Source organism: Halomonas cibimaris, from assembly GCF_055379665.1.
Window position 1 is genome coordinate 467,966 of sequence record NZ_AP043828.1, and the last position, 21,528, is coordinate 489,493.

Sequence of the window (21,528 nt, forward strand, 5' to 3'; positions counted from 1 at the left end):
GCCTCGGCTGGCGCGCGTACTGATACAGGTCAAAGCGGCTCTGGCTTGGCTCCGTCATCGGGCGGGCCAACGGGGCAAAAGGTATCCCGGAACCGGCGCAGCTCCGGCTGGTGCTGCGCGGCGATTGCGTGGGCCAGGTCAGCCCCGCGGGGCAGCAGATGGACTTCGCTGCGGCGGCGGTCCTCACGGCCGCGGGCACGCCTGACCAGGCCGGACTGCTCGCAGCGGTCCACCAGCATCACCGTGCCGTGGTGTTTGGCCTGAAGCCGCTCGGCAAGCTCACCGACCGTGGCCCACTGGCGGCCCTTGCCGGCCAGCAGGTGCAATAAAAGCTGATACTGCAGAGGCGTCACGCCGTAGCGGCGGCAGATATCTTCGCTGTGGCGCAGAAAACACCGCAGCTGATAGCGAAACGCCGATAGCTGCTGAAAATCCTGCGGGGAAAGAGAAACGTCACTCATGGCGCTGTCCGCGGTTGCCGCCCCGTACCTTGACAAACGTCCGGGGTCGGCCTAATGGTGAAACGTAAAACATCATACTATGATACTTTTCGCCGTCTGACGAGCGATCCCTTGTCACCCTCAACGTTTGCCATCCACCCTTGAGGACACCGCCATGAATCCCACTACCGTGATCAAACTTCCCTTCACGCGCCGGGCGGGCTGGAAAGAGCTGCAGCGCCGCCGGCCCTCCATTGCCAAGCTGGCGTTTGGCCTGGTGCTGCCCATGTCGCTGCTCCCGCCGGTGCTTTTGTATTACGCCGGCACCCACTACGGCGATGCCTTCACCGCCGGCTTTGGCGAGCGCGAATGGCGCTTTATCACCACCATTTTGTTTTTGTCCGAAATGCTGACGTTTTTCGTCATGGGCTGGCTGATTCATACGGTGGTCAATATCGCCGAGGACATGCGCATCGACTACCAGGACGCCTACCTGCTGGCCGCGCTGGCACCGCTGCCGCTGTGGTCGTCGGCCTTGGTGCTGCTCATCCCCAGCCTGCTGGTCAACGCGCTGGCCGTGCTGGTGGCGCTGGGCATTTCCTGCAGCCTGGTCTATCAGGGGCTCGGCGCGCTTTGCTCGCGCCAGGGCCAGGACATGACCACCCTATCGGCCACCTACACCGTCATGGCCGCCGGGGTGCTGGCCTGGGGGCTTTTGATGGCGATCGTCTGGGCCTATTGATCCACCGCAAAAGCCGCCAGGCAAGTATCAGCCAGGCCGCACTCCAGCACAGCGCCGCGCCCCACAGCGCGGCTTGGCCGCCGCTGACTCGCAGCGCCGCCGCGGCCGCAAACAGCAGCGCCAGCGGCATAAAGGCCGGCTCGTCTTCCGGGTGGGCTTTGGCCCGGCTAACCGCCTGGCGCAGCATCACCGAGCTTGACAACGTGCCCAGCGCACCCACAGTGACGGCGTGCAGCGCCGTACTGACCGGCATGGCCCCGGTCAGCGACAGCGCATACAGCCCAAGCCCTATGGCCAGCCAGGCGTAGCCCGCCATCAGCGCCAGCAAATCCGCCCGAGCCCGGCACTGCCAGGGCGCAAACCCCCACAGGCGACGGGCCACCAGCACGCCGGCCGCCAGCGCCAGCAGCGCGGCCGCATAGCGCCCCTGCGGCAGCCACAGCGTAAGTGGCAATACGCCCAGCAGCACAATCAGCGCCGCTTCGAGCCGGGGCTGCACCCCCGCACCGCTTTTGTTGAGCCGGCGCTTGAAGTAGCCGTTGACCGCCGGGGCAATCAGCCGCCCGCCCATGAACACCATGAGCAGCGCAAGCCACAGCACGCCGGCCTCAAGCAGCGAGTGCGCCGGCCAGCCGCTTTGGTGGCGCGCGGCCAGACTCGCCACGGCCACCAGGCAAATCAGCCCGATCAGCGGTGCCAGCACTTTATTGCGCCACTTTTTCGCGGCGAAAAAGCGCGGCACGACCCACCACGCCACCGCGGCGGCAAAAAGCGCATCGGCAAGGCTTGCCGCTACCAGCCAGCCGCCGCCCGCCGTGTCCAGCCGGCCGATAAGCCACAGTGCCACCAGCGCGGCCAAGCGCCTTGTGGCCAGCGGGCCCAGCAGATAGCCGGCGATCACCGCCAGGGCAAAGCCGAACAAAAGCTCCCGGGCGTGCCCGGCCGGCGTGGCCAGCGGCGCAGGCCAGGGCAGCATGCCGTACATTGCCGCAAGCGACAGCGGCACCAGCAGCGCGGCGTGGCAGGCCGCCAGCGGAAAAAACGCCTGCCACGCCGGCACGCGGTCGCGCCGGGCAGCAGAAAAAAAGCGAGAAACAGCGACTGATAACATGGCCACAAAATACGACGTTATCGGTCTTGATACCAGCGCCGGGCCGCGCTTGCCGGCACCGCACAAGTGGCTCAAAATGGCGTTTTACCCGGCGTTAACCCGCACGTTTTGATACGGCACGTTTCTAATACAGCGCTTTTCTAATACAGCACGTTTCCAATAAAGAGGTAGCTATGGCCGAAACGGCCCGACGCGTTTTGATTCTGGTGGTCAGCGGGCCGAGCACGCCGGCGCGCTGCGCGGCCCCCTTTCACATTGCCACGCTGCTGGCCTGCCTGGACGCCGAAGTGACGCTCTATCTGACCGGCGAAGCCGCCGAGCTTGCCCGCCCCGGCGTTGCCGAGGCGCTTTACGCCGAGCCCGACGGCGCGCCGGTGATGCATTTTCTGCGCCAGGCCAAAAAGGCCGGCGCAGGGCTTTACCTATGCCGCAAGCCGCCCGCGCCGGGCCGGGCACCGGCAACGCCCGAGACACTGCTCGACGAAGTTGACGGCTACGGCAGCGGCGGCGAGCTTGCAGCGATGATTCTGGAATATGACAAGGTGCTTTCCCTGTGAAACTTGACGGCTTGACGTTTCCCGACGACCGCCTGTACGCCCCGGAACACAGCCTGTGGCTACGCGAAGAGCCCGACGGGCAGATCACCCTGGGCCTGAGCGACTACGGCGTGGCGCTTTACGGCGCGATCTTTGCCTTTACCCCCAAGCGGGTAGGCCTGCGCATCGAGGCCGGACGCAGCTTCGGCGTAGTGGAATTTGCCAAGGCCGCAGCGGCGGCCAAAAGCCCGCTGGCCGGCGTTGTCAGCGCACACAACCCGCAGCTTGAAAAGCGCCCGGCGCTGATCCATCTGGACCCTTACGGCGAGGGCTGGATGATCCGCCTGACGCCAAACGACTGGCCCGCCGCCCGCGCCGGCCTGCTGGCCGGAGAACACGCCGTTGCCGCGTTTGAAAAACAAGCCGAATGCGACGGCTTCGACCCCGACGACACCAGCGTGCAGGCCTACCGGCGCGGAGGATAAATACGCACGCATTGCCGCCATCCACGCGGGCGGGCGCAAGGATCAAACAGAAAAAGCGAAAAAGAAGGGAGGCGAAAGAAGAAAGGCAAAGAAAAACGCGGAACGTAGCGGAAGAAAGGGGAAAAATGGCGGAAGGCAGTGGGAGTCGAACCCACCCAGGAGCGGCTGCCGCCCCCAACCGGATTTGAAGTCCGGCCGCACCACCGGATGCGATTGCCTTCCTCGATACGCGTCGCCGCCTATTTTAACGCGTTCTGACGCGCTGAACCATGCTGCTTTCCTCACGAATGCCGCGCAGGTTGCCAAATCGGCGCGTTATACCGATGCGATCAAGGTATTCCAACAGCTGCACACAGCGCTTGCGCCCCAGCCCCAGCCGATCGCGAAACGCCACGACGCTCAGCCCCGCATCGCTTTCGGCAAGCGCCATGGCCTCGGCCGCCAGCGCTTCGACGGCTGCGGCAGGATAAAACAGATCCCCCACCACCTGATGCAGCTCCCCCATGCGCGCCAGTTTGCGCAGCAGCGCGCGCACCCGGGCCTCGTCGACGTTTTCACGACGCGCCAGATCGCGCACCCAGGGCGGATTGTTACCGCCTGCCTCAAGCAGCGGCCACAGCCGCGCCTTGAGCGCTTCTTCCTCGGCGCTCAGGCGTATCCGATGCTCCGGCAGGTGCAGCCAGGGGCCGGAGGCGCGAATCGCGCCGGCCCCCAGCGCTTCATCCACCAGCGCGGTATACACCGCCGGCTCCAGATACGCCAGGCCGAAGCGGCGCAGCCGCGCCCGATCCGGCCCCGGCTCGTCGGGCTGCTGGGCGTGAAACGCTGCCAGCGCCGCCGTCAGCGCCTCGCCCAGCGCCTGCCAGCGCGCCCTGGCAAAAAGGCGCTCGCCGCGCCGGGTGCTCACCGAGCGCACCTCCGCGGGCAGACGCCGCAACGCCCCGGGATAGTTGTACTGGCGCACCAGCGCGTCAGGGGCAAGGCCGTTGCGCGCGGTTTGCAGCCGGGCCAGCAGCGTCGCCTCCAGCCCGCCGCCGGCCAGCAGCGCAAGCTCGGCCAGCCGCTCCGGGGTGCGCCGGCTTCTGGCGGGCGCCTGGGGGTCGAGCACGCGCCCGCCGCCCAGGGTAAACCAGGCCGACTGATCGCGCAGCACCACGGCGTCGCCGTGTACCGCATGGGTATAGCCTTCCAACACCAGCTGGGCCGGCCCTTCCTCGCCCGGCGCCAGCGTCTTGCCCGCCAGCAGCGCTACCCGGCCCATCAGCCGCTGGGCGCCGAGGTGGACGTGCACCGGCGTCCAGTGGGCCAGCGCTCGGGGCGCGTCTTCGAGCACTCGCAGCTGGATATCCAGCCGCCGACTCGTCCCCCGCAGGGCCTCGCCCACCAGCCAGCTGCCCCGGGGCAGGTGTTCGGGCCGCAGGCGCTCGCCGGCAAGATTGAGCGCCACGCGCTGCCCCGAGGTGGCCGTTTGTGCCGGGCGGTTCTGGGCGTGCAGGCCGCGTACCCGAAGCCTGCGCGCCCGGCCGTGCTCGTCTTCGCTCCACAGGCTGTCGCCGACGCTTATGCGCCCGGCCAGCGCCGTGCCGGTCACCACTACGCCGGCCCCGGCGACGCTGAAAGAGCGGTCCACCGAAAGGCGGAATTCGCCCTCATCGCTGCGCGCGGCTATCTCCCGGGCCTTTCGAGAAAGCGCCTCGCGCAGCGCATCGACGCCGTCGCCGGTGTGGCTTGACAGCGCAAAGCACGGCGCGTCCGAATAGCCGGTGGCGGCCAGCAGCCGGCGAACGTCGGCTTCGACGGCCTCGCTGCGGGCGGCATCAACGCGGTCGGTCTTGGTCAGCACCACCCACAACCGGGTAATACCCAGTAGCCCGAGAATGGCCAAGTGTTCCCGGGTCTGCGGCATCACGCCGTCGTCGGCGGCGACCACCAGCAGCGCGATATCCACACCCCCGGCGCCGGCCAGCATGTTGTGGATAAATTTTTCATGCCCCGGTACGTCGATAAAGCCAAGCGTGGTGTCGGCGTCCAGCGCCGCGTAGCGGTAGCCAAGATCAATGGTCATGCCGCGCTCGCGCTCTTCCCGGCGGTGGTCGCCGCCGGCCCCGGTCAGGGCGGCAAGCAGCGCCGTCTTGCCGTGGTCAATGTGTCCGGCGGTAGCCACGATCATGCGTTATCGGCTCCTTTTCTGGCAGGGTGCGGCGCTTTCTCCGCGGTCAGCTGGGCGATAAACGCCGCTTCGTCATCCAGCTGGCGCAGGTCGAGCCACAGCGCCCCGGCTTCGATGCGGCCCACCACCGGAATCGGCAGGCCGCGAAGCGAGTCCGCAAGCGCGGCCAGCTTGCCGCCGGCGTCTCGCCGGGGGCCGTTCGGCGTCAGGCACAGCGCGGCGCTGGGCAGCCGCGCCACCGGCTGGGCGCCGCTGCCGATCATGCCCTGGGCATCGGTAACGTCTACCTGCCAGCCCTCTCCCAGCCAGCCGGCCAGCCGCGGCGCCAGGCGTTCGGCCTGGGCGCGGATGGCCTCCGCCGGCCGGGCCAGCAGCGCAAGCGTGGTCAGGCGCTCGGCCAGCCGATCAGGGTCGCGGTAGAGCCCGAGCACGGCTTCCAGCGCGGCCAGGGTCAGCTTGTCCACCCGCAGCGCGCGCTTGAGCGGGTGGCGCTTGATGCGCTCGATCAGCTCGCGCCGGCCCACGATCACCCCGGCCTGGGGGCCGCCGAGCAGTTTGTCGCCGCTGAAGGTCACCACGTCGGCGCCGGCGGAAAGCGAGTCCTGTACCAGCGGCTCTCGGGGCAGGCCGTAATGCGACAGATCCACCAGGCTTCCGCTGCCCAGGTCTTCCACCAGCGGCACGCCCTGGCTCCGAGCCAGCCGTGCCAGCTCCTCGGTGGGCACGCTGGCGGTAAAGCCTTCGATGCGGTAGTTGCTGGGATGCACCCGGGCGATCAGCCCGGTCTGCTCGCCCAGGGCATTGGCGTAGTCGTGCGGGTGGGTGCGATTGGTGGTGCCCACTTCGCGCAGGGTAACGCCGGCCTGTTCCATGATATCGGGAATGCGAAAGGCGCCGCCGATTTCCACCAGCTCGCCCCGGGAAATGACGCCTTCGCGCCCGGCGCCCAGGGCGGTGAGCGCAAGCAGCACCGCGGCGGCGTTGTTGTTGACCACGGTGGCCGCTTCGGCGCCGGTGAGCTCGCACAGCAGCGGCTCGACCAGGCTGTCGCGGTCGCCGCGCCGGCCGTCGGCGAGGTCAAACTCCAGGTTGAGCGGGTAGCGCGCCGCCTGCACCACCGCTTCAACGGCGGCGTCAGGCAGCAGCGCGCGGCCCAGATTGGTATGCAGCACGGTACCGCTGAGGTTGAAAAGGCGCTGCACCCGGGGGCGCTGGCGGGCCTCAAGCCGGCGCGCCAGCGCCTCGACCAGCGCGGGAAGTTCCACGGCTTCCGCCGTTAGCGCGCCGCGGCGAAAAGCATCGCCCAAGGCGGCAAGCTCGCTTCGGGCCGCGTCGCGCACCGCCTGACGGCCAAAGCGTGCCTCAAGCTCGGCTGTGCCGTCAGCGCCCAGCAGGCGATCCACCGCCGGCGGGCGCAGCCCGGGCGGTGCACTCATGATGTTTCCTGGCCGCCGGGAATCAGCAGCAGATTGGGCGCGCGCCGCCGGTAGCCCTGCTCGTCCAGGCGCAGGTCCAGATCCAGGCTCGCAAGGTCTGCAGATACTACTTCGCCTTCCGGCGCCTGCTCCAGATACAGCTGCTTGAGATAGGTGTGACACTCCGGGCAGGCCTCGGCCTTCACGCCGTAGGGGGCATCGTCGAAGTGCAGGTAGTCAAGCTCTTTGGTGCTCAGGCAGTGGCTGCACTTGAGGCGCACGTAGTGCCACTCGGTGGCGCACAGCGAGCACATCAGGTAGCGCACGCCGTCGATGGGGCGGCGATGGCGAATCACCCCGGCCACGGGCAGCGAGCCGCAGCAGGGGCACAGCGTCTGGTCTTCGCGCTCGCGAATTCTGTCGGCGTCGACCTCGCCAAGCCAGTAGCGCCAGGCCAGCTGCAGCGCCGCGCCGAGAAAAGGCGCCAGCGCTGCGGGCACATCGCCAAAGCGCCCGCCCAGCAGCGCCTGCGCCCAGGCCTTGCGCGTTTCACCGTCGGCGTCGCGCAGCGCGGCAAGCGCCTCGCTCACCGCAGCGGCGGGTGTGGGCTGCTCGGCGGCAAAGGCGTCGAGCCAGGCGTCCAGCAGCGTTTGCCAGCCGGCGGTTTGCACCAGGGTATCCACCGCCAGCGGCGGCATGTCGTGGTGATACGCGGCGTCCAGGTCGCCGGCGGCAAGCGCCGGCACGTCGGGCGGGGCGTCCAGCACCTGCTGCTGGGCCCGGGCCACGCGCGCCATAAGCGCCAGATACTCGCCCATGGCGTGGCCGTCGGCCAGCTTTTCCAGCCGTTCGGCGCGAAAGCGAAACTGCCCGTCCGGCGGCAGCTGAACAAAAGGTGGCGTGGTGGCCGAGGCTTCAATCTGGCCCGGCTCAAGAATGGGGGAAGACACAGCGGCCCTCCTTGTCAGTTCGGCATGCGGATTACGCCCCGCCGCCGGCACGGTGGCCGGCGGCGGGGCGTAGCGTTTCAGCGCGCGTTATTTGCGCATTTTTTCATCGTGCCACAGCGGGTGGTGCTTGCGCGCCCAGGCCTGGCTGACCTTGCCGTGCAGCATCGCGCCGACCGAGCCCTTGACCCAGATGGCCGCATAGATGTGCACGATAATGGTCGTGACCAGCACAAAGGCGGCAAAGGCGTGAAGCAGGCTGGCAAAGCGAATCAGCCCCACGGCAAAGGCGCCGCTGAAGTACTCGCGCCAGATCACGATGCCGGTCAGCAGCAGCACCGCAAGGCTTCCCACCAGCACCCAGAACAGAAGCTTCTGGCCGGCGTTGTACTTGCCCACTTTTGGCAGCTTGTCGTCGCGCTTGGCGAGCACGTCGCGCCAGCGGGAAAGCCACTGGCGGTCCCGGCTGTGAATGCGGTTGCGCCCGGCGAAACGCCAGGCCATCAGCGCAAACAGCACGCTCATCGCCACGCCGATAAAGGGGTGGAGAATCCGCGTCCAGGGGCCGCCGCCGAACAGGTGGCTAAGCCAGAACAGCGCCGGGTGAAACAGCGCCAGCCCGGAAAGCGCCGCCAGCACGAACAGCAGTGCGACCGCCCAGTGGTTGCTGCGCTCGTTGGCCGTATATCGCTGGATATCCCGTTTCATGTCAGTGCCCTCCTCGGTCGGCGTCGTGGCGTTTGTCACGCTCGCCGGCCGGCGGCGGCGTCACGTCGTCCACGTCATCTTCCTCGACGCGGTTGGGGCCTACGCGCACGTAGTGGAAGAACCCGGCCAGCGCCGTGGCGCCCATGGCCAGCATCGCCAGCGGCTTGGTCAGCCCTTTCCAGGCGCCGACCATCGGGCTGATGCTCGGGTCCCGGGGCAAGCCGCTGTAAAGGCCCGGCCTGTCGGCGTGGTGCAGCACATACATGACGTGGGTGCCGCCCACGCCGGCCGGATCGTAAAGGCCGGCGTTGTCGAACCCGCGCGACTGCAGATCGGCAATGCGCCCGTCGGCGTGCTCTTTCATGTCGTCTTTGGAACCAAAGACGATAGCGCCGGTGGGGCAGGTTTTCACACAGGCCGGCTCCAGGCCCACGCTTACCCGGTCAGAACACAGGGTGCACTTGTAGGCCTTGTTGTCCTTCTCGGAAAGGCGCGGCACATCAAACGGGCAGCCGGTGATGCAGTAGCCGCAGCCGATGCAGTTGTCCTGGTTGAAATCCACGATGCCGTTGGCGTACTGGATGATCGCGCCGGGGCTCGGGCAGGCCTCCAGGCAGCCCGGCTCGACGCAGTGCATGCAGCCGTCCTTGCGGATCAGCCACTCCAGATCGCCCTTTTCGGTTTCGTGCTCGGCAAAGCGCATCACCGTCCAGGAATCGGCGGTGAGGTCGTCGGGGTTATCGTACACCCCGACGGTGCTGCCGATCTCGTCGCGCACTTCGTTCCACTCCATGCACGCCACCTGGCAGGCCTTGCAGCCGATGCACACCGAGGTATCGATGAGCTTGGCCACGTCCAGCTGCTCGCGCACCGAGGGGCTGGGCGTGGTGGTGGCCGAACGCGCGATAACGTCTTGAGTCGCCATATCAAACCCTCTCCACGTTCACCAGGAACGACTTGAACTCCGGCGTCTGGGTGTTCCCGTCGCCCACGAAGGGGGTCAGGGTGTTGGTGACGTAGCCGTTCTTGGCCAGCCCCACATAGCCCCAGTGCAGCGGAATGCCCACGTGGTGCACGGTTTTGCCGTCGACCTCCAGCGGCTTGATGCGCTTGGTGACCACCGCCACCGCCTCGATATAGCCGCGGTTGGACGATACCCGCACCCGGTCGCCGGCCTTGATGCCGAGCTCGTTGCCCATGGCCTCGCCGATTTCCACAAACTGCTGGGGCTGCATGATCGCATTGATCCGGCAGTGCTTGGTCCAGAAGTGGAAGTGCTCGGTGAGCCGGTAGGTGGTGGCCGCATGGGGGAACTCCTCGGCGCTGCCGAATAGCTCCATGTCGTTGCGGAACACCCGCGCGGCGGGGTTGCTGGTCACTTCCGGCCTGTCCGGGTTCAGCGGGTTGCGCCCGATGGGCGTTTCAAACGGCTCGTAGTGCTCGGGGAAAGGCCCTTCGGCCATGTTGTCCCGGGCAAAGAAGCGCGCCACGCCTTCAGGGTTCATGATAAACGGGCTGACGTCCTCTTCCGGCGCCGAGTTCACGGGGAAGTCCGGCACGTCGGTGCCCGTCCACTTGCTGCCGTCCCACCACACCAGCGGCTTGTTCTTGCTGTCCCAGGGCTTGCCGGCGACGTCGGCCGAGGCGCGGTTGTAGAGAATCCGGCGGTTGGCCGGCCACGACCAGGCCCAGCCCAGCGTCTGGCCCATGTTGTAGGGGTCGGCGTTATCGCGCCGCGCCATCTGGTTGCCTTGCTCGGTCCAAGCCCCGCAGAACAGCCAGCAGCCGCTGGCGGTAGAGCCGTCGGCGCGCAGCTGGCCGAAACCTGCCAGCTGCTTGCCGGCGCTCACCTCAACTTCGCCGCTGTCGGCGTTGCGCACATCTTCAATGGCGTAGCCGTTGAACTCCCGGGCCACTTCATCCGGCGACGGCTCGTCGGGGCGCTTGTAGGACCAGTCCAGGTTCAGGATCGGGTCAGGGAAGGCGCCGCCCTCACGCTGGTACAGATCGCGCAGGCGATGGAACATCCCGCCCATGATGGTGATGTCCGGCCGCGCCTCGCCCGGGGGCTCGCCGCCCTTCCAGTGCCACTGCAGCCAGCGCCCGCTGTTGACCAGCGAGCCGTCTTCTTCGGCAAAGCAGGTCGTGGGCAGGCGAAACACCGTGGTCTGGATGTTGGCGGTATCAACGTCGTTGTACTCGTCAACGTTTTTCCAGAACTCGGAAGTTTCGGTCATCAGCGGGTCCATCACCACCAGGTAGTTCAGCCGCGACAGCGCCGCGCTGATCTTGGCCTTGTTGGGGAAGGAGCCGATAGGGTTGAAGCCCTGGCAGAAATAGCCGTTGACCTTGCCTTCGTACATCATGTCGAAGAACTTGAGCACGTCGTAAAGCGGCTCGTCGAGCTTGGGCAGCCAGTCAAAGCCCCAGTTGTTGTCTTGGGTCACGGCATCGCCGTACCAGGCCTTCATCAGGCTGACGTGGAAGCTTTCGTAGTTCTGCCAGTAGGACACCTGCCCGGGGCGCAACGCCTGCGGCGCACGCTTGGCAATGTAGTCCTCGTAGCTCTGCTCTTCATCCCGCGGCAGGGTCATGTAGCCCGGCAGCAGGTTGGAAAGCAGCCCCAGGTCGGTCAGCCCCTGAATGTTGGAGTGGCCGCGCAGGGCGTTGACCCCGCCTCCGGGCATGCCGATGTTGCCCAGCAGCAGCTGCAGCATCGCACCGGCGCGAATCATCTGCGAGCCTACCGAGTGCTGCGTCCAGCCCAGCGCATAGAGGATGGTCATGGTCTTTCCGGGCACTGAGGTGCCGGCAATTTCATCCCACACTTCCAGCATGCGCTCGATCGGCGTACCGCAGATGCGGCTGACCATCTCCGGGGTGTAGCGGCTGTAGTGCTTTTTCATCAGCTGATACACGCAGCGCGGGTGCTCAAGCGACATGTCCACCCGGGCATAGCCCGCGTCGTCAAGCTCGTAGTCCCAGGCGCTTTTGTCCGGATAGGTGCGCTTATCGGCGTCGTAGTCGTTGAACAGACCGTCTTCAAAGGTAAAGCCGCGCTTTACGATAAACGGCATATCGGTGTAGTTACGCACGTATTCGTGCTGGATACGCTCGTGTTCCATCAGGTAATGGATCAGCCCGCCCAAAAAGGCGATGTCCGTTCCGGTACGAATCGGCGCGTAGGTATCCGCCACCGAGGCGGTCCGGGTAAAGCGCGGATCCACCACCAGCAGCTTGGCCTGGTTGTGCGCCTTGGCCTCGGTCACCCACTTGAAGCCGCAGGGGTGGGCCTCAGCGGCGTTGCCGCCCATTACCAGCACCAGGTTGGCGTTTTTGATGTCGCACCAGTGGTTTGTCATGGCACCACGGCCAAACGTCGGGGCAAGACCTGCCACCGTCGGGCCGTGTCAAACGCGCGCCTGGTTATCGAACCCCAGAATCCCCAGCGAGCGCACCACCTTGTGGGTCATGTAGCCGGCTTCGTTGGACGAGGCGGAAGCCGCCAGAAAGCCCGTGGAAAGCCAGCGGTTGACGGTGTCGCCGCTGTCGTTTTTTTCCACGAAGTTGGCGTCGCGATCGTCCTTGACCAGCCGGGCGATGCGATTCAGCGCCTCGTCCCAGCTGATGCGCTTCCACTCGTTGCTGCCCGGCTCGCGCACCTGCGGGTAGTGCAGGCGGTTGGGGCTCTGGATGAAGTCGACAAGCCCGGCGCCCTTGGGGCACAGCGTGCCGCGGTTGACCGGATGGTCGGCGTCGCCTTCAACGTGGAAGATATCCTGGCTGACGTTCTTGCCGCCGCTGCCGCGGCTGTAGAGAATAATGCCGCAGCCGACAGAGCAGTAAGGGCAGGTATTGCGCGCTTCCTTGGTGTTGGCCAGTTTGAAATGGCGGATCGACTCGGCATAGGCCGGCTCCGGCGCCATGCCCAGCGCGGCAAGGCTGGACGCCCCGATCCCCGCACCGCAAAACTTGAAAAATTCCCGACGATTCATTTCCATCGCGGACTCTCCTCTCGTTGCTTCCGATCTATCGGGCCCTGGCCGCCCTCTTGGTGGAGCTTGGGCGCAGCGGCCATCGGATATGGCAACCGTCATTGCCAGCATGGCGCACCCTGCCGGCATGAACATGAAAATAGGGGCCGCGCGGGCGGCCCTGCTGGTTTGCACATTCAGTTTAGCATGCGCTAACGGCTCACACATCGTCCTTCCACGCCTGCGTCTTATGCCTTGGTCGTAAGGAATGCACGTTTTATCCGCCTGGCACGGCTGCGCTTGCAACTCGCCGGCCGCCGTGTTAGCTTCGCTATATACTCTACTATATAACGGTATGTTCTCTTTATGTGCACCGCGACTTCGCTTTCTTCTCCGCCTCTTTCCTTGCCCAAACCGCTGCGTCTGGCAGTCGCCCTCGCGGCGCTGGGCCTGGCCGGCGCCGCCCAGGCGGGCACCCTGCACGTCGCCGCTGCGGCCTCCATGACCGACGCCATGAACGAAGCCATTGAAACCTACACCGCCGAGCACGACGACGTGGATATCGTGCCGGTGTACGCCTCTTCCTCGACCCTGGCCCGCCAAATTGCCAGCGGCTCCCCGGCCGAGGTTTACGTCTCCGCCAACCAAAAGTGGATGGACTGGCTCGAAGACGAAGGCGTCAACGTGGAGCAGCGTGTCGACCTTTTGCAAAACCGCCTGGCGCTGGTCGCCCCGGCAAACGAAGCCGGCGGCGACTTCACCCCCGGCGAAAGCGGCAAGCTTGCCGGCCTGCTGGATGACGGCGAGCGGCTGGCCGTGGGCGACCCGGACCACGTCCCCGCCGGCATCTACGCCAGGCAGGCATTTGAAGCCCTTGGCGAGTGGGATGCCCTCGCGCCGCGGCTGGCCCGGGCAAGCGATGTACGCAGCGCTCTTGCCCTGGTCGAGCGCGGCGAAACCCCCGCCGGCGTGGTCTACCAGACCGATGCCCGGGCCAGCGACGGCGTTACCACCCTGGGGCTTTTTCCGCTGGCTACCCACGACGCCATCGTCTACCCGGCAGCCGTCATTGACGCTGAGGATAGCGACGAGGCGTCAGCCTTCCGCGCCTGGCTGGAAGGCGACGAGGCGGTCGGCATCTTCGAGGGTTACGGTTTTGCCTCGGCCCTTGATCGGTAAGGATACGACATGCTCTCAGCGGCAGAATGGGACGCCATCCAGCTCAGCCTGCGCATCGCGCTAAGCGCGGTGGGCTGGATTCTGATCCCCGGCATTGCCGTGGCCTGGCTGCTGGCCCGGCGGGAGTTTCGCGGCAAGGCGCTGCTGGACGGTATCGTCCACCTGCCGCTGGTGCTGCCGCCGGTGGTGATCGGCTACCTGCTGCTGGTCTCCATGGGCCGGCGCGGCGTGATCGGCCAGTGGCTCCACGAGCTCGCCGGCATATCCCTGCCCTTTACCTGGCAGGGGGCCGCCGTGGCCAGCGGCGTGATGGCGTTTCCGCTGTTTGTCCGCGCGGTGCGCCTTTCCCTGGAGGCGGTGGATCCCAAGCTTGAGGCCGCGGCCTACACCCTGGGCGCAAGCAAATGGCGGATTTTTCTCACCGTCACTCTGCCGCTATCGATCCCCGGGCTGGTGACCGGCACCATGCTGGCCTTTGCCCGAGCGCTATCCGAGTTTGGCGCCACCATCACCTTTGCCTCCAACATTCCCGGCGAAACCCGCACCCTGCCGCTGGCGCTGTACAGCCTGATACAGACGCCGGGGCAGGAAGCCGCCGCCGCGCGGCTGTGCGTGATTGCGGTGGTGATCGCCATGGTCTCGCTGGTGGCGTCCGAGTGGCTTTCGCGCAACGCCCGCCGGCGGATGAGCGAGCGCGACGGCCAGGAGGCGGCGCCATGACGACGACCGGACTTCAGATCAGCGTTGAAAAGCGCCAGGGGCGCTTTACCCTGGACGCCGACCTCGCGCTTCCCGACCGTGGCGTCAGCGCCCTGTTCGGCGCCTCGGGCAGCGGCAAGACCACCCTGCTGCGGCTGATTGCCGGGCTGGACAGGCCCGATGCCGGCCACGTCACGCTTGGCGCCCGAACGCTGGCGGACACCCCCAGCGGAACATTTCTCCCGCCCAGCCAGCGCCGCATCGGCGTGGTATTTCAGGAACCCCGGCTCTTCCCCCACTACCGGGTGCGCAAAAACCTCACCTACGGCATGCCGGCACAGGCTCGCCCGCGCTTTGACGCCATCGTCAGGCTTCTCGGCATCGAGCACCTGCTCGCGCGCATGCCGGGTACGCTCTCCGGCGGCGAGGCCCAGCGGGTATCTATCGGCCGGGCGCTGTTGACCGATCCGCAGCTGTTGCTCATGGACGAGCCGCTTTCGGGGCTTGACGGCGTGCGCAAGCAGGAGCTTTTGCACTTTATCCTCACGCTGGTGCGCGACGTGAATATCCCCGTCGTCTACATCAGCCACGACCCGGCCGAAATCACCGCCATTGCCGACCACCTGGTGGTGCTGGAAAACGGCGGCGTACTGGCAAGCGGCGCGCTGGAAGACGTGCTGCTGCGGGTGGACCTCACGCGCCAGCTGGGCGGCTTCGATGCCGCCTCCCTGCTCGACGTCAGCGTGGTCGGTCACGACATTGACTACGGCCTGACCGAGCTTGCCGTGGACAGCGAGCGCCGCCTTCAGGTGCCGCTACACGACGCGCCGGTGGGCTCTCGCCTGCGCCTGCGCATTCCCGCCCGGGACGTGGCGCTGGCGCTCACCGCTCCGACAAGCACCAGCTATCGCAACCGCCTCTCGGCCCGAGTGCAAGCCGTCACCCCGCTCCCCGACGACGCCACCGCCGTCGAAGTAGTGCTGGCGCTTGGCGAGCAGCGCCTGCGCGCCCGGCTGACGCGCAAGTCCCGGGACGAGCTGGGCCTGGCAGAGGGCCAGGCGGTCACCGCGCTGATCCGAAGCGTCGCCTTTGATACGCGCTGACGATAGGCTTGGTGACTCTTTTCGTTTGCTTTCCTCTGCCAGGAGGCTGCCATGGCGGATTCTTCCGCTCACCAACACATTGCTCCGCTCACCCTCGACGGCCAGCTGTGGCTCAACGCCGGCGAGCAGCGCCTGGCCAGCCACGGCCGCATGCGTCTGCTGGCCGCCATCGCCGAGACCGGCTCGATTTCCGCCGCCGCCCGGGCCATCAAGATGAGCTACAAGGCCGCCTGGGACGCCGTGGACCAGATGAACAACCTCGCCGGCGAGGCGCTGGTTGAGCGCAGCGCCGGCGGCAGGGGCGGCGGCACCACCCGCCTGACCGCCGCCGGAAGCCGGCTAATCGAAGACTTCAACGCCCTCGACGCCCTGCACCGGGACTTCGTCGAACGACTCAACCGCGAGGCCGAAAGCCTCAGCGACAACCTGCCACTGTTAAGGAAACTCAGCATGAAAAGCAGCGCACGCAACCAGTTCAGCGGTACCGTCTCCGCTATCCGCCAGGGCGCGGTCAACGACGAGGTCGAGCTGACCCTGCCCGGCGGCCAGCGGCTTGTCGCCGTGATCACCCAGGAGAGCGCGGCCTCCCTTGGCCTGGCCGAAGGCAGCGAGGCGTTCGCGCTGATCAAGGCGTCATCGGTGATTATTGCGGTGGAGACCGAGGGCGCCAGCCTGTCCGCGCGCAACTGCCTGGCCGGCACCGTGGAGCGCCTGGTCCCCGGCGCGGTAAACAGCGAGGTGGTGCTGGCCCTTGACGGCGGCGAGCGCCTGGCGGCGATCATCACCCGCGAAAGCGTCGAGCATCTGGGCCTTGCCGAAGGCTCTCCGGCCAGCGCGCTGTTCAAGGCCTCGAGCGTGATTGTCGGCACCCGCTAAGCGGCGCAGCGCTTTACCCCCTGCCCGGTCGCTGAGCAAACGCCGGCGGCCGGCGTCATTTAGCCATGTCGAATAATATTGAATATCATTTGCCTCATGCGGTAACGTGCGCAAACATTCCGACTCGCATACCGAGGACACGTCGCATGAACCGACACCCGCTCGCTGCCGTTGTTTCGCTTGCCGCCCTGATGCCGCTGGCCGCCCAGGCCGCCAACGACGCCACGCCTGACGCGGTCATCGCGAACTACGCCGATATCGCCCACGCCACCTACGAGGACTCGCTGACCGCGGCGCAAACGCTCAACGAGCGCATCGATGCGCTGCTGGAAAACCCCACCGCCGAGACTCTGGCCGCTGCCCAGCAGGCCTGGCTCGAGGCGCGGGTGCCCTATCAGCAGTCCGAAGTGTTCCGTTTCGGCAACGCCATCGTTGACGACTGGGAAGGCCAGCTCAACGCCTGGCCGCTGGATGAGGGCATGATCGACTACGTCGAGACCGACGACTACCAGCACGAGCTGGGCAGCGACGGCGCCACTGCCAACATCGTCGCCAACGACACCATCACCGTGGGCGGCCGCGACATCGACGTCAGCGAGCTGACCCCCGAGGTGCTGGCCGACCTCAACGAGATCGGCGGCTCCGAGGCCAACGTGGCCACCGGCTACCACGCCATCGAGTTTCTGCTCTGGGGCCAGGATCTCAACGGCTTTGACGCCGGCAACGGCGACCGCCCGGCGAGCGACTACGCCGCCGGCGACGACTGCACCCACGGCCACTGCGGCCGCCGCGGCGAGTACCTCGACGCCGTGTCCGACCTGCTGGTCGACGACCTTGCGTGGATGACCGAGCAGTGGGCCGAGAGCCAGGACGACAACTACCGCGCCGAGCTGCTCTCTGAAAGCGACGAGGAAGGCCTGCGCCGCATCCTCTTCGGCATGGGCTCGCTGTCCCTTGGCGAGCTTGCCGGCGAGCGCATGAAGGTGGCGCTCGAAGCCAACTCCTTCGAGGACGAGCACGACTGCTTCAGCGACAACACCCACAACTCGCACTACTTCAACGGCCAGGGCATTCAGAACGTCTACACCGGCATCTACGAGCGCACCGACGGCAGCGTCGTTTCCGGCCCGGCCATCGCCGACCTGGTGGAACAGGAAAACCCCGAGCTTGCCACCACCCTGCGCGGCCAGCTGGAAACCACCATGGACAAGCTTGGCATGATCAAGCAGGCCGCCGAGGCCGAAAGCTCGCCCATGGCCTTTGACATGATGATCGCCCCGGGCAACGACAAAGGCAGTGCGATGATCAACGACGCCATTCTCGCGCTGGTGGCCCAGACCGCCTCGCTTGAAAAGGCCGCCGGCACGCTTGGCATCACCTCGCTGCAGCCCGACACCGCCGGGCACAGCTTCTAAGCATCCGCCGCCCAGGCTGAACGTTGAACAACCGCCCTATGGCCCGGCCGCCAGGGCGGTTTTTGCCGTCAAGACCGCCAACTTCCACGAGGCAGCCCATGACATCGCCTTCTCTGACGCTTATCGCCGGGCTTGCGCTATCCGGCCTCACCCTTGCCGCCCCCGCTTTCGCTGCTGACGCTGCCGGCGCCAGCACCGCCGGCGGCTTTCCCGTGCAGGAGACCCGGCTGACCGGCGGCGCGGGCTCGGTGGAGCAGTTTGACCACAACGCCTATTCGCTGCCGCTGGACAACCTGGCCATGACCAAACGGCTGGACTTCAGCGTGGGCAACAGCTTTTTTCGCAACCCCTGGGTGGTCGCCCCGTCAAGCACCGCCGCCCGTGACGGGCTGGGGCCTTTGTTCAACACCAACAGCTGCCAGGGCTGCCATATAAAAGACGGCCGCGGCCACCCGCCCACAGGCGACGAGACGCCCATCGCGCTGTTTCTGCGCCTGTCGCTGCCCGCCGAACAGGGCGATGACGAGACCCTGAAAAAGCTGGGCGTGGTGCCGGTGCCCGGCTACGGCCGCCAGCTGCAAACCGCCGCGATTCCCGGCGCCGAGCCCGAAGGCAACATGGTCATCGAACACGAAGCCCGCGAGGTCACCCTGGAAGGCGGCGAGACGGTGACGCTGACCGAGCCGCGCTACCGCATCGAAGCCCCCGCCTACGGCGCGCTGCCCGAAGATCTGAAAACCTCGCCCCGGCTGGCCCCGCCCATGACCGGGCTGGGGCTTTTGTCGGCGATATCCGACGACGACCTGCGCGCCGCCGCCGACCCGGATGACGCCAACAATGACGGCATCTCCGGGCGCATCAACCACGTCTGGGACGAGCGCCGGCAGGAAACCATGGTCGGCCGTTTCGGCTGGAAAGCCGGCGAACCCAGCGTCGAACAGCAGAGCATGCACGCCTTCGCCGGCGACATGGGGCTGACCTCGAGTCTGGCCCCGGCCACCGACTGCACCGCCGCGCAGCGCTGCGACGAGTTCGAAAGCGGCGGCAAGCCCGAAGTCAGCGACAAGGTCGCCGACTTCATCACCTTCTACGCCGAAAGCCTGGCCGTACCCATGCGCCGGAACATGGACGATCCGACGGTGGCGCAGGGCGCCCGCCAGTTCAACCGGCTGGGCTGCGCAGCCTGCCACACTCCGCGCCAGCAAACCGCCGACGACGCCTCGCGAGCGGCGCTTGCCGGCCAGACTATCTGGCCCTACAGCGACCTTTTGCTTCACGACATGGGCGAGGGCCTTGCGGACAACCGCGCCGAGTTCGAGGCCACCGGGCAGGAGTGGCGCACCCCGCCGCTTTGGGGCATCGGCCTTGCGCAAACCGTGAATCCCCGGGCGCGCTTTCTGCACGACGGTCGCGCCAAGACCCTTGAAGAAGCCATTTTGTGGCACGGCGGCGAGGCCGAACCGGCCAGGGAGCGCTACCGTAAGCTGCTGAAAAGCGAGCGCCAAAGCGTGCTGCGTTTTCTCGAATCGCTGTAACTCCCCTGTTTGATCAAGGAACCCGCATGGCTCACCCAAGCTCTTTATACCGCGCCGGCCTGACAGCGTTCGCGCTGCTGATGGCCGCCAATACCGCCAGCGCCGGCGAAACCCCGCGCGAGCAGTGGCACCGAGCGGCCGCGCAGCAGTACTCGGCCCTGGCCGGCGCCGCCGAGACGCTCGAACAAAGCACCGCCGACTACTGCGATACCCCCAGTACCGATGGCCGCGCTACGCTGGAGGACGACTGGCTTGACGCCTATCAGCGCTGGCAGGCGGTGCGCTACGTTCAGTTCGGCCCCGTCGAGCAGCAGAGCCGAGGCTGGCAGCTGCAGTTCTGGCCCGACGGCAAGAACCTCGTCGGGCGCAAGGTGAAAACGCAGCTGAACGCCGACACGCCGCCCACGCTCGAGGACGTGGAGCAGGCCGGGGTGGCGCTGCAGGGATTCCCGGCGCTTGAGTACCTGCTGTACGACGACGCCATGGACGCCACTGCGCTCAAAAGCCCTAACGCCTGCGGGTTTTTGAGCGCGGTGAGCACCAACCTGGTCCACGTCACCCGGGCGCTTGAAGACGACTGGCAGTCGTTCGGCGAGCGCTTTATCGGCACCGACAGCTACACCCATACCCTGCTGCAAAGCGCGATCCAGAGCGTGGAGCTGCTGGAAGAAAAGCGTTTGGCGAGCCCCCTGGGGCTACGCGGCAAGCCGGCCAGCATCTATCGCGCCGAGGCCTGGCGCAGCGGGAAAAGCGTAGCGCTGATGCGGGCAAGCCTTGAAGGCCTCCAGAAAGGCCTGATGCCGGGGCTTACCGCGCTACTGGAAAGCCGCGGCCACCCAGCGCTTGCAAACAAGCTGGAAAAGCAGCTGAAGGAGGTAGCCGCGCGGGCCGACACGCTACCCGACGGCCTGGCCCCGGCCATCAAAGGTGAAGGTTCTGGCTCCGAGCCCGAGAAAAAAGCCGCCTTTGCCGACTTCCAGGGCTTTTACGTGCAGCTAAGCCAGCTGCGCCGGCTGCTGGCCCGGGACGTCGCCGCCGCCACCGGGCTGCGCCGGGGCTTCAACTCGAGCGACGGAGACTGAGCGATGACCGTCAACCGAACCCGCCGCCGCCTGCTTGCCGCCGGTGCCGGGGCGCTTGCCCTGCCGGCGCTGCCCTCCCTTGCCTGGGCACTACCCGGGCGAAAACACGCCGACTGGCTGTTCAGCGCCGTGGACGACGCCCGCGGCAACCACCGCATTGCCGCCATCACCCCGAACGGCGAGCAGCACTTTACTCTGGCCATCCCCGAGCGCTGCCACGGCGGCTGCCTCTCGCCCACGGCCCCGCGCGCGGTGGTGTTTGCCCGGCGGCCGGGGCAGCATTTTTACGTGGTGGACGGCGACCGCCGCGAAGTCAGCCACCGCGTCGCCGCCGACGGCGGCCATCACTTTTACGGCCACGGCGTGTTTGCGCCCGACGGGCGCTATCTCTACGTCACCGCCAACCGTCTGGAAGACGCCATGGGGCTGGTGCGGGTATACGACGCCGAAGACGACTATCGCCACGTCCGCGATATCGAGCTTGACGGCATCGGCCCCCACGAAATCCGCCTGCTGCCCGACGGCGAGACGCTGGCGGTGGGGCTCGGCGGCATCAAGACCCACCCGGACTACGGCCGGGTCAAGCTCAACCTGGGCGAAATGGACCCGGCGCTTTTGCTGGTCAACCGCCAAAGCGGCGAAGTGATCGCTCGCCATCGGCCGTCTCACCATCAGTTGAGCTGCCGGCATCTGGACGTGGCCGCCGACGGCACGGTGCTCGCCGGCTACCAGTTTCAAGGGCCGGAGTGGGAAACCCACCCGCTGCTCTGCCGGCTGGGGCCGGACGGCGCGTTCTCGGAGCTTGCGCTGGGGGAGGCGCTGACCGCCAGCCTGCAGCAGTACACCGCAAGCGTCGCTGTGAGCCGCCGCCGGGCGCTGGCGCTGGTGACCGCGCCGCGCGGCCACAAAGTCATCATGCTCAACTATCAAAGCGGCGCGCTGTTGGCCGAATACGCCCTGGCCGACGCCGCCGGGGCGCGCTGCGACGGCGCTGGCGGCTTTGTGGTCTCCTCCGGGCGCGGCGGGCTGTATCGCGTCACCCCCGGCACGCCCAGTGCAGCAGCGCTTGCCGATCTTGCCCTCCAGTGGGACAACCACTTGACCTGACTTA

Annotated in this window: 20 protein-coding genes and 1 tRNA gene; 11 read left to right on the forward strand and 10 right to left on the reverse strand. The window is 66.9% G+C overall.

All coding sequences use genetic code 11. The features are described 5' to 3' along the window. Nucleotides 1-29: 29 nt before the first annotated feature. Entirely contained in the window at nt 30-461 is a 432-nt protein-coding gene (locus ACZ415_RS02185) for a MarR family winged helix-turn-helix transcriptional regulator (protein ID WP_344703931.1), read from the reverse strand. A gap of 154 nt (nt 462-615) precedes the next feature. Here ACZ415_RS02185 and ACZ415_RS02190 point away from each other — a divergent pair, with 154 nt between their 5' ends. Continuing rightward, nucleotides 616-1,182 carry a YIP1 family protein gene (locus tag ACZ415_RS02190; protein WP_344703933.1) on the forward strand — a complete coding sequence of 189 codons (567 nt, stop codon included), beginning with the start codon at nt 616-618 and terminating at the stop codon, nt 1,180-1,182. Here ACZ415_RS02190 and ACZ415_RS02195 read toward each other — a convergent pair. Then, nucleotides 1,124-2,293, reverse strand: a complete 1,170-nt coding sequence (locus tag ACZ415_RS02195) for an NnrS family protein (RefSeq protein WP_344703935.1) — start codon at nt 2,291-2,293, stop codon at nt 1,124-1,126. The two genes, ACZ415_RS02190 and ACZ415_RS02195, sit on opposite strands and share 59 nt — an antisense overlap. A gap of 173 nt (nt 2,294-2,466) precedes the next feature. On the opposite strand from ACZ415_RS02195, the gene ACZ415_RS02200 reads away from it, so the two are divergent. Next, a complete protein-coding gene (locus tag ACZ415_RS02200) occupies nt 2,467-2,850 on the forward strand; it encodes a DsrE family protein (RefSeq protein ID WP_344703937.1) in 384 nt (127 codons plus the stop codon). Then, the gene (locus ACZ415_RS02205; RefSeq protein WP_344703939.1) at nt 2,847-3,314 is read left to right on the forward strand and encodes a glycine cleavage system protein H; all 468 of its coding nucleotides are present in this window, start codon (nt 2,847-2,849) and stop codon (nt 3,312-3,314) included. The genes ACZ415_RS02200 and ACZ415_RS02205 overlap by 4 nt, the downstream gene beginning before the upstream one ends. A gap of 126 nt (nt 3,315-3,440) precedes the next feature. Here ACZ415_RS02205 and ACZ415_RS02210 read toward each other — a convergent pair. The 8 genes from ACZ415_RS02210 to ACZ415_RS02245 all read right to left on the reverse strand — a co-directional run bounded on the left by ACZ415_RS02210 (nt 3,441) and on the right by ACZ415_RS02245 (nt 12,555). Next, nucleotides 3,441-3,536 (reverse strand) — tRNA-Sec (locus ACZ415_RS02210). A 22-nt stretch (nt 3,537-3,558) separates the two neighbouring features. Next, on the reverse strand, nt 3,559-5,484 hold the full coding sequence (selB, locus tag ACZ415_RS02215; protein WP_344703941.1) for a selenocysteine-specific translation elongation factor: 1,926 nt from the start codon (nt 5,482-5,484) through the stop codon (nt 3,559-3,561). Beyond that, the gene (gene selA / locus ACZ415_RS02220; protein ID WP_344703943.1) at nt 5,481-6,920 is read right to left on the reverse strand and encodes an L-seryl-tRNA(Sec) selenium transferase; all 1,440 of its coding nucleotides are present in this window, start codon (nt 6,918-6,920) and stop codon (nt 5,481-5,483) included. The genes selB and selA overlap by 4 nt, the downstream gene beginning before the upstream one ends. After that, nucleotides 6,917-7,849 (reverse strand): formate dehydrogenase accessory protein FdhE, encoded by a 933-nt coding sequence (fdhE, locus tag ACZ415_RS02225; protein WP_344703945.1) that lies wholly within the window; start codon nt 7,847-7,849, stop codon nt 6,917-6,919. The genes selA and fdhE overlap by 4 nt, the downstream gene beginning before the upstream one ends. 87 nt (nt 7,850-7,936) lie before the next feature. Beyond that, nucleotides 7,937-8,554: a formate dehydrogenase subunit gamma gene (locus tag ACZ415_RS02230; protein WP_344703947.1), complete on the reverse strand. Its 618-nt coding sequence runs from the start codon at nt 8,552-8,554 to the stop codon at nt 7,937-7,939. 1 nt (nt 8,555) lies between these two features. After that, a complete protein-coding gene (gene fdxH / locus ACZ415_RS02235; protein WP_344703949.1) occupies nt 8,556-9,479 on the reverse strand; it encodes a formate dehydrogenase subunit beta in 924 nt (307 codons plus the stop codon). A gap of 1 nt (nt 9,480) precedes the next feature. After that, complete coding sequence (gene fdnG, locus ACZ415_RS02240; RefSeq protein WP_464387739.1) at nt 9,481-11,916, reverse strand: formate dehydrogenase-N subunit alpha; 2,436 nt, start codon at nt 11,914-11,916, stop codon at nt 9,481-9,483. A 48-nt stretch (nt 11,917-11,964) separates the two neighbouring features. Continuing rightward, nucleotides 11,965-12,555, reverse strand: a complete 591-nt coding sequence (locus tag ACZ415_RS02245; protein ID WP_464387740.1) for a molybdopterin-dependent oxidoreductase — start codon at nt 12,553-12,555, stop codon at nt 11,965-11,967. Nucleotides 12,556-12,894: 339 nt separating this feature from the next. Here ACZ415_RS02245 and modA point away from each other — a divergent pair, with 339 nt between their 5' ends. The 8 genes from modA (at nt 12,895) to ACZ415_RS02285 (ending at nt 21,524) form a co-directional block, all read left to right on the forward strand. After that, complete coding sequence (modA, locus tag ACZ415_RS02250; protein WP_344703953.1) at nt 12,895-13,707, forward strand: molybdate ABC transporter substrate-binding protein; 813 nt, start codon at nt 12,895-12,897, stop codon at nt 13,705-13,707. Between the two features lie 9 nt (nt 13,708-13,716). Continuing rightward, a complete protein-coding gene (gene modB, locus ACZ415_RS02255; protein ID WP_311883261.1) occupies nt 13,717-14,427 on the forward strand; it encodes a molybdate ABC transporter permease subunit in 711 nt (236 codons plus the stop codon). After that, nucleotides 14,424-15,509 (forward strand): molybdenum ABC transporter ATP-binding protein, encoded by a 1,086-nt coding sequence (gene modC, locus ACZ415_RS02260; RefSeq protein WP_344703959.1) that lies wholly within the window; start codon nt 14,424-14,426, stop codon nt 15,507-15,509. The genes modB and modC overlap by 4 nt, the downstream gene beginning before the upstream one ends. Nucleotides 15,510-15,560: 51 nt before the next feature. Further along, nucleotides 15,561-16,385, forward strand: a complete 825-nt coding sequence (locus tag ACZ415_RS02265; protein WP_344703961.1) for a TOBE domain-containing protein — start codon at nt 15,561-15,563, stop codon at nt 16,383-16,385. Nucleotides 16,386-16,531: 146 nt separating this feature from the next. After that, nucleotides 16,532-17,800 (forward strand): imelysin family protein, encoded by a 1,269-nt coding sequence (locus ACZ415_RS02270; protein WP_344703964.1) that lies wholly within the window; start codon nt 16,532-16,534, stop codon nt 17,798-17,800. A gap of 98 nt (nt 17,801-17,898) precedes the next feature. Further along, on the forward strand, nt 17,899-19,335 hold the full coding sequence (locus ACZ415_RS02275) for a di-heme oxidoreductase family protein (protein WP_344703966.1): 1,437 nt from the start codon (nt 17,899-17,901) through the stop codon (nt 19,333-19,335). Between the two features lie 26 nt (nt 19,336-19,361). Continuing rightward, the gene (locus ACZ415_RS02280; protein ID WP_344703967.1) at nt 19,362-20,417 is read left to right on the forward strand and encodes an imelysin family protein; all 1,056 of its coding nucleotides are present in this window, start codon (nt 19,362-19,364) and stop codon (nt 20,415-20,417) included. Between the two features lie 3 nt (nt 20,418-20,420). Further along, nucleotides 20,421-21,524, forward strand: coding sequence for a DUF1513 domain-containing protein (locus ACZ415_RS02285; protein ID WP_344703969.1), 1,104 nt, complete (start codon nt 20,421-20,423; stop codon nt 21,522-21,524). Nucleotides 21,525-21,528: the final 4 nt, after the last annotated feature.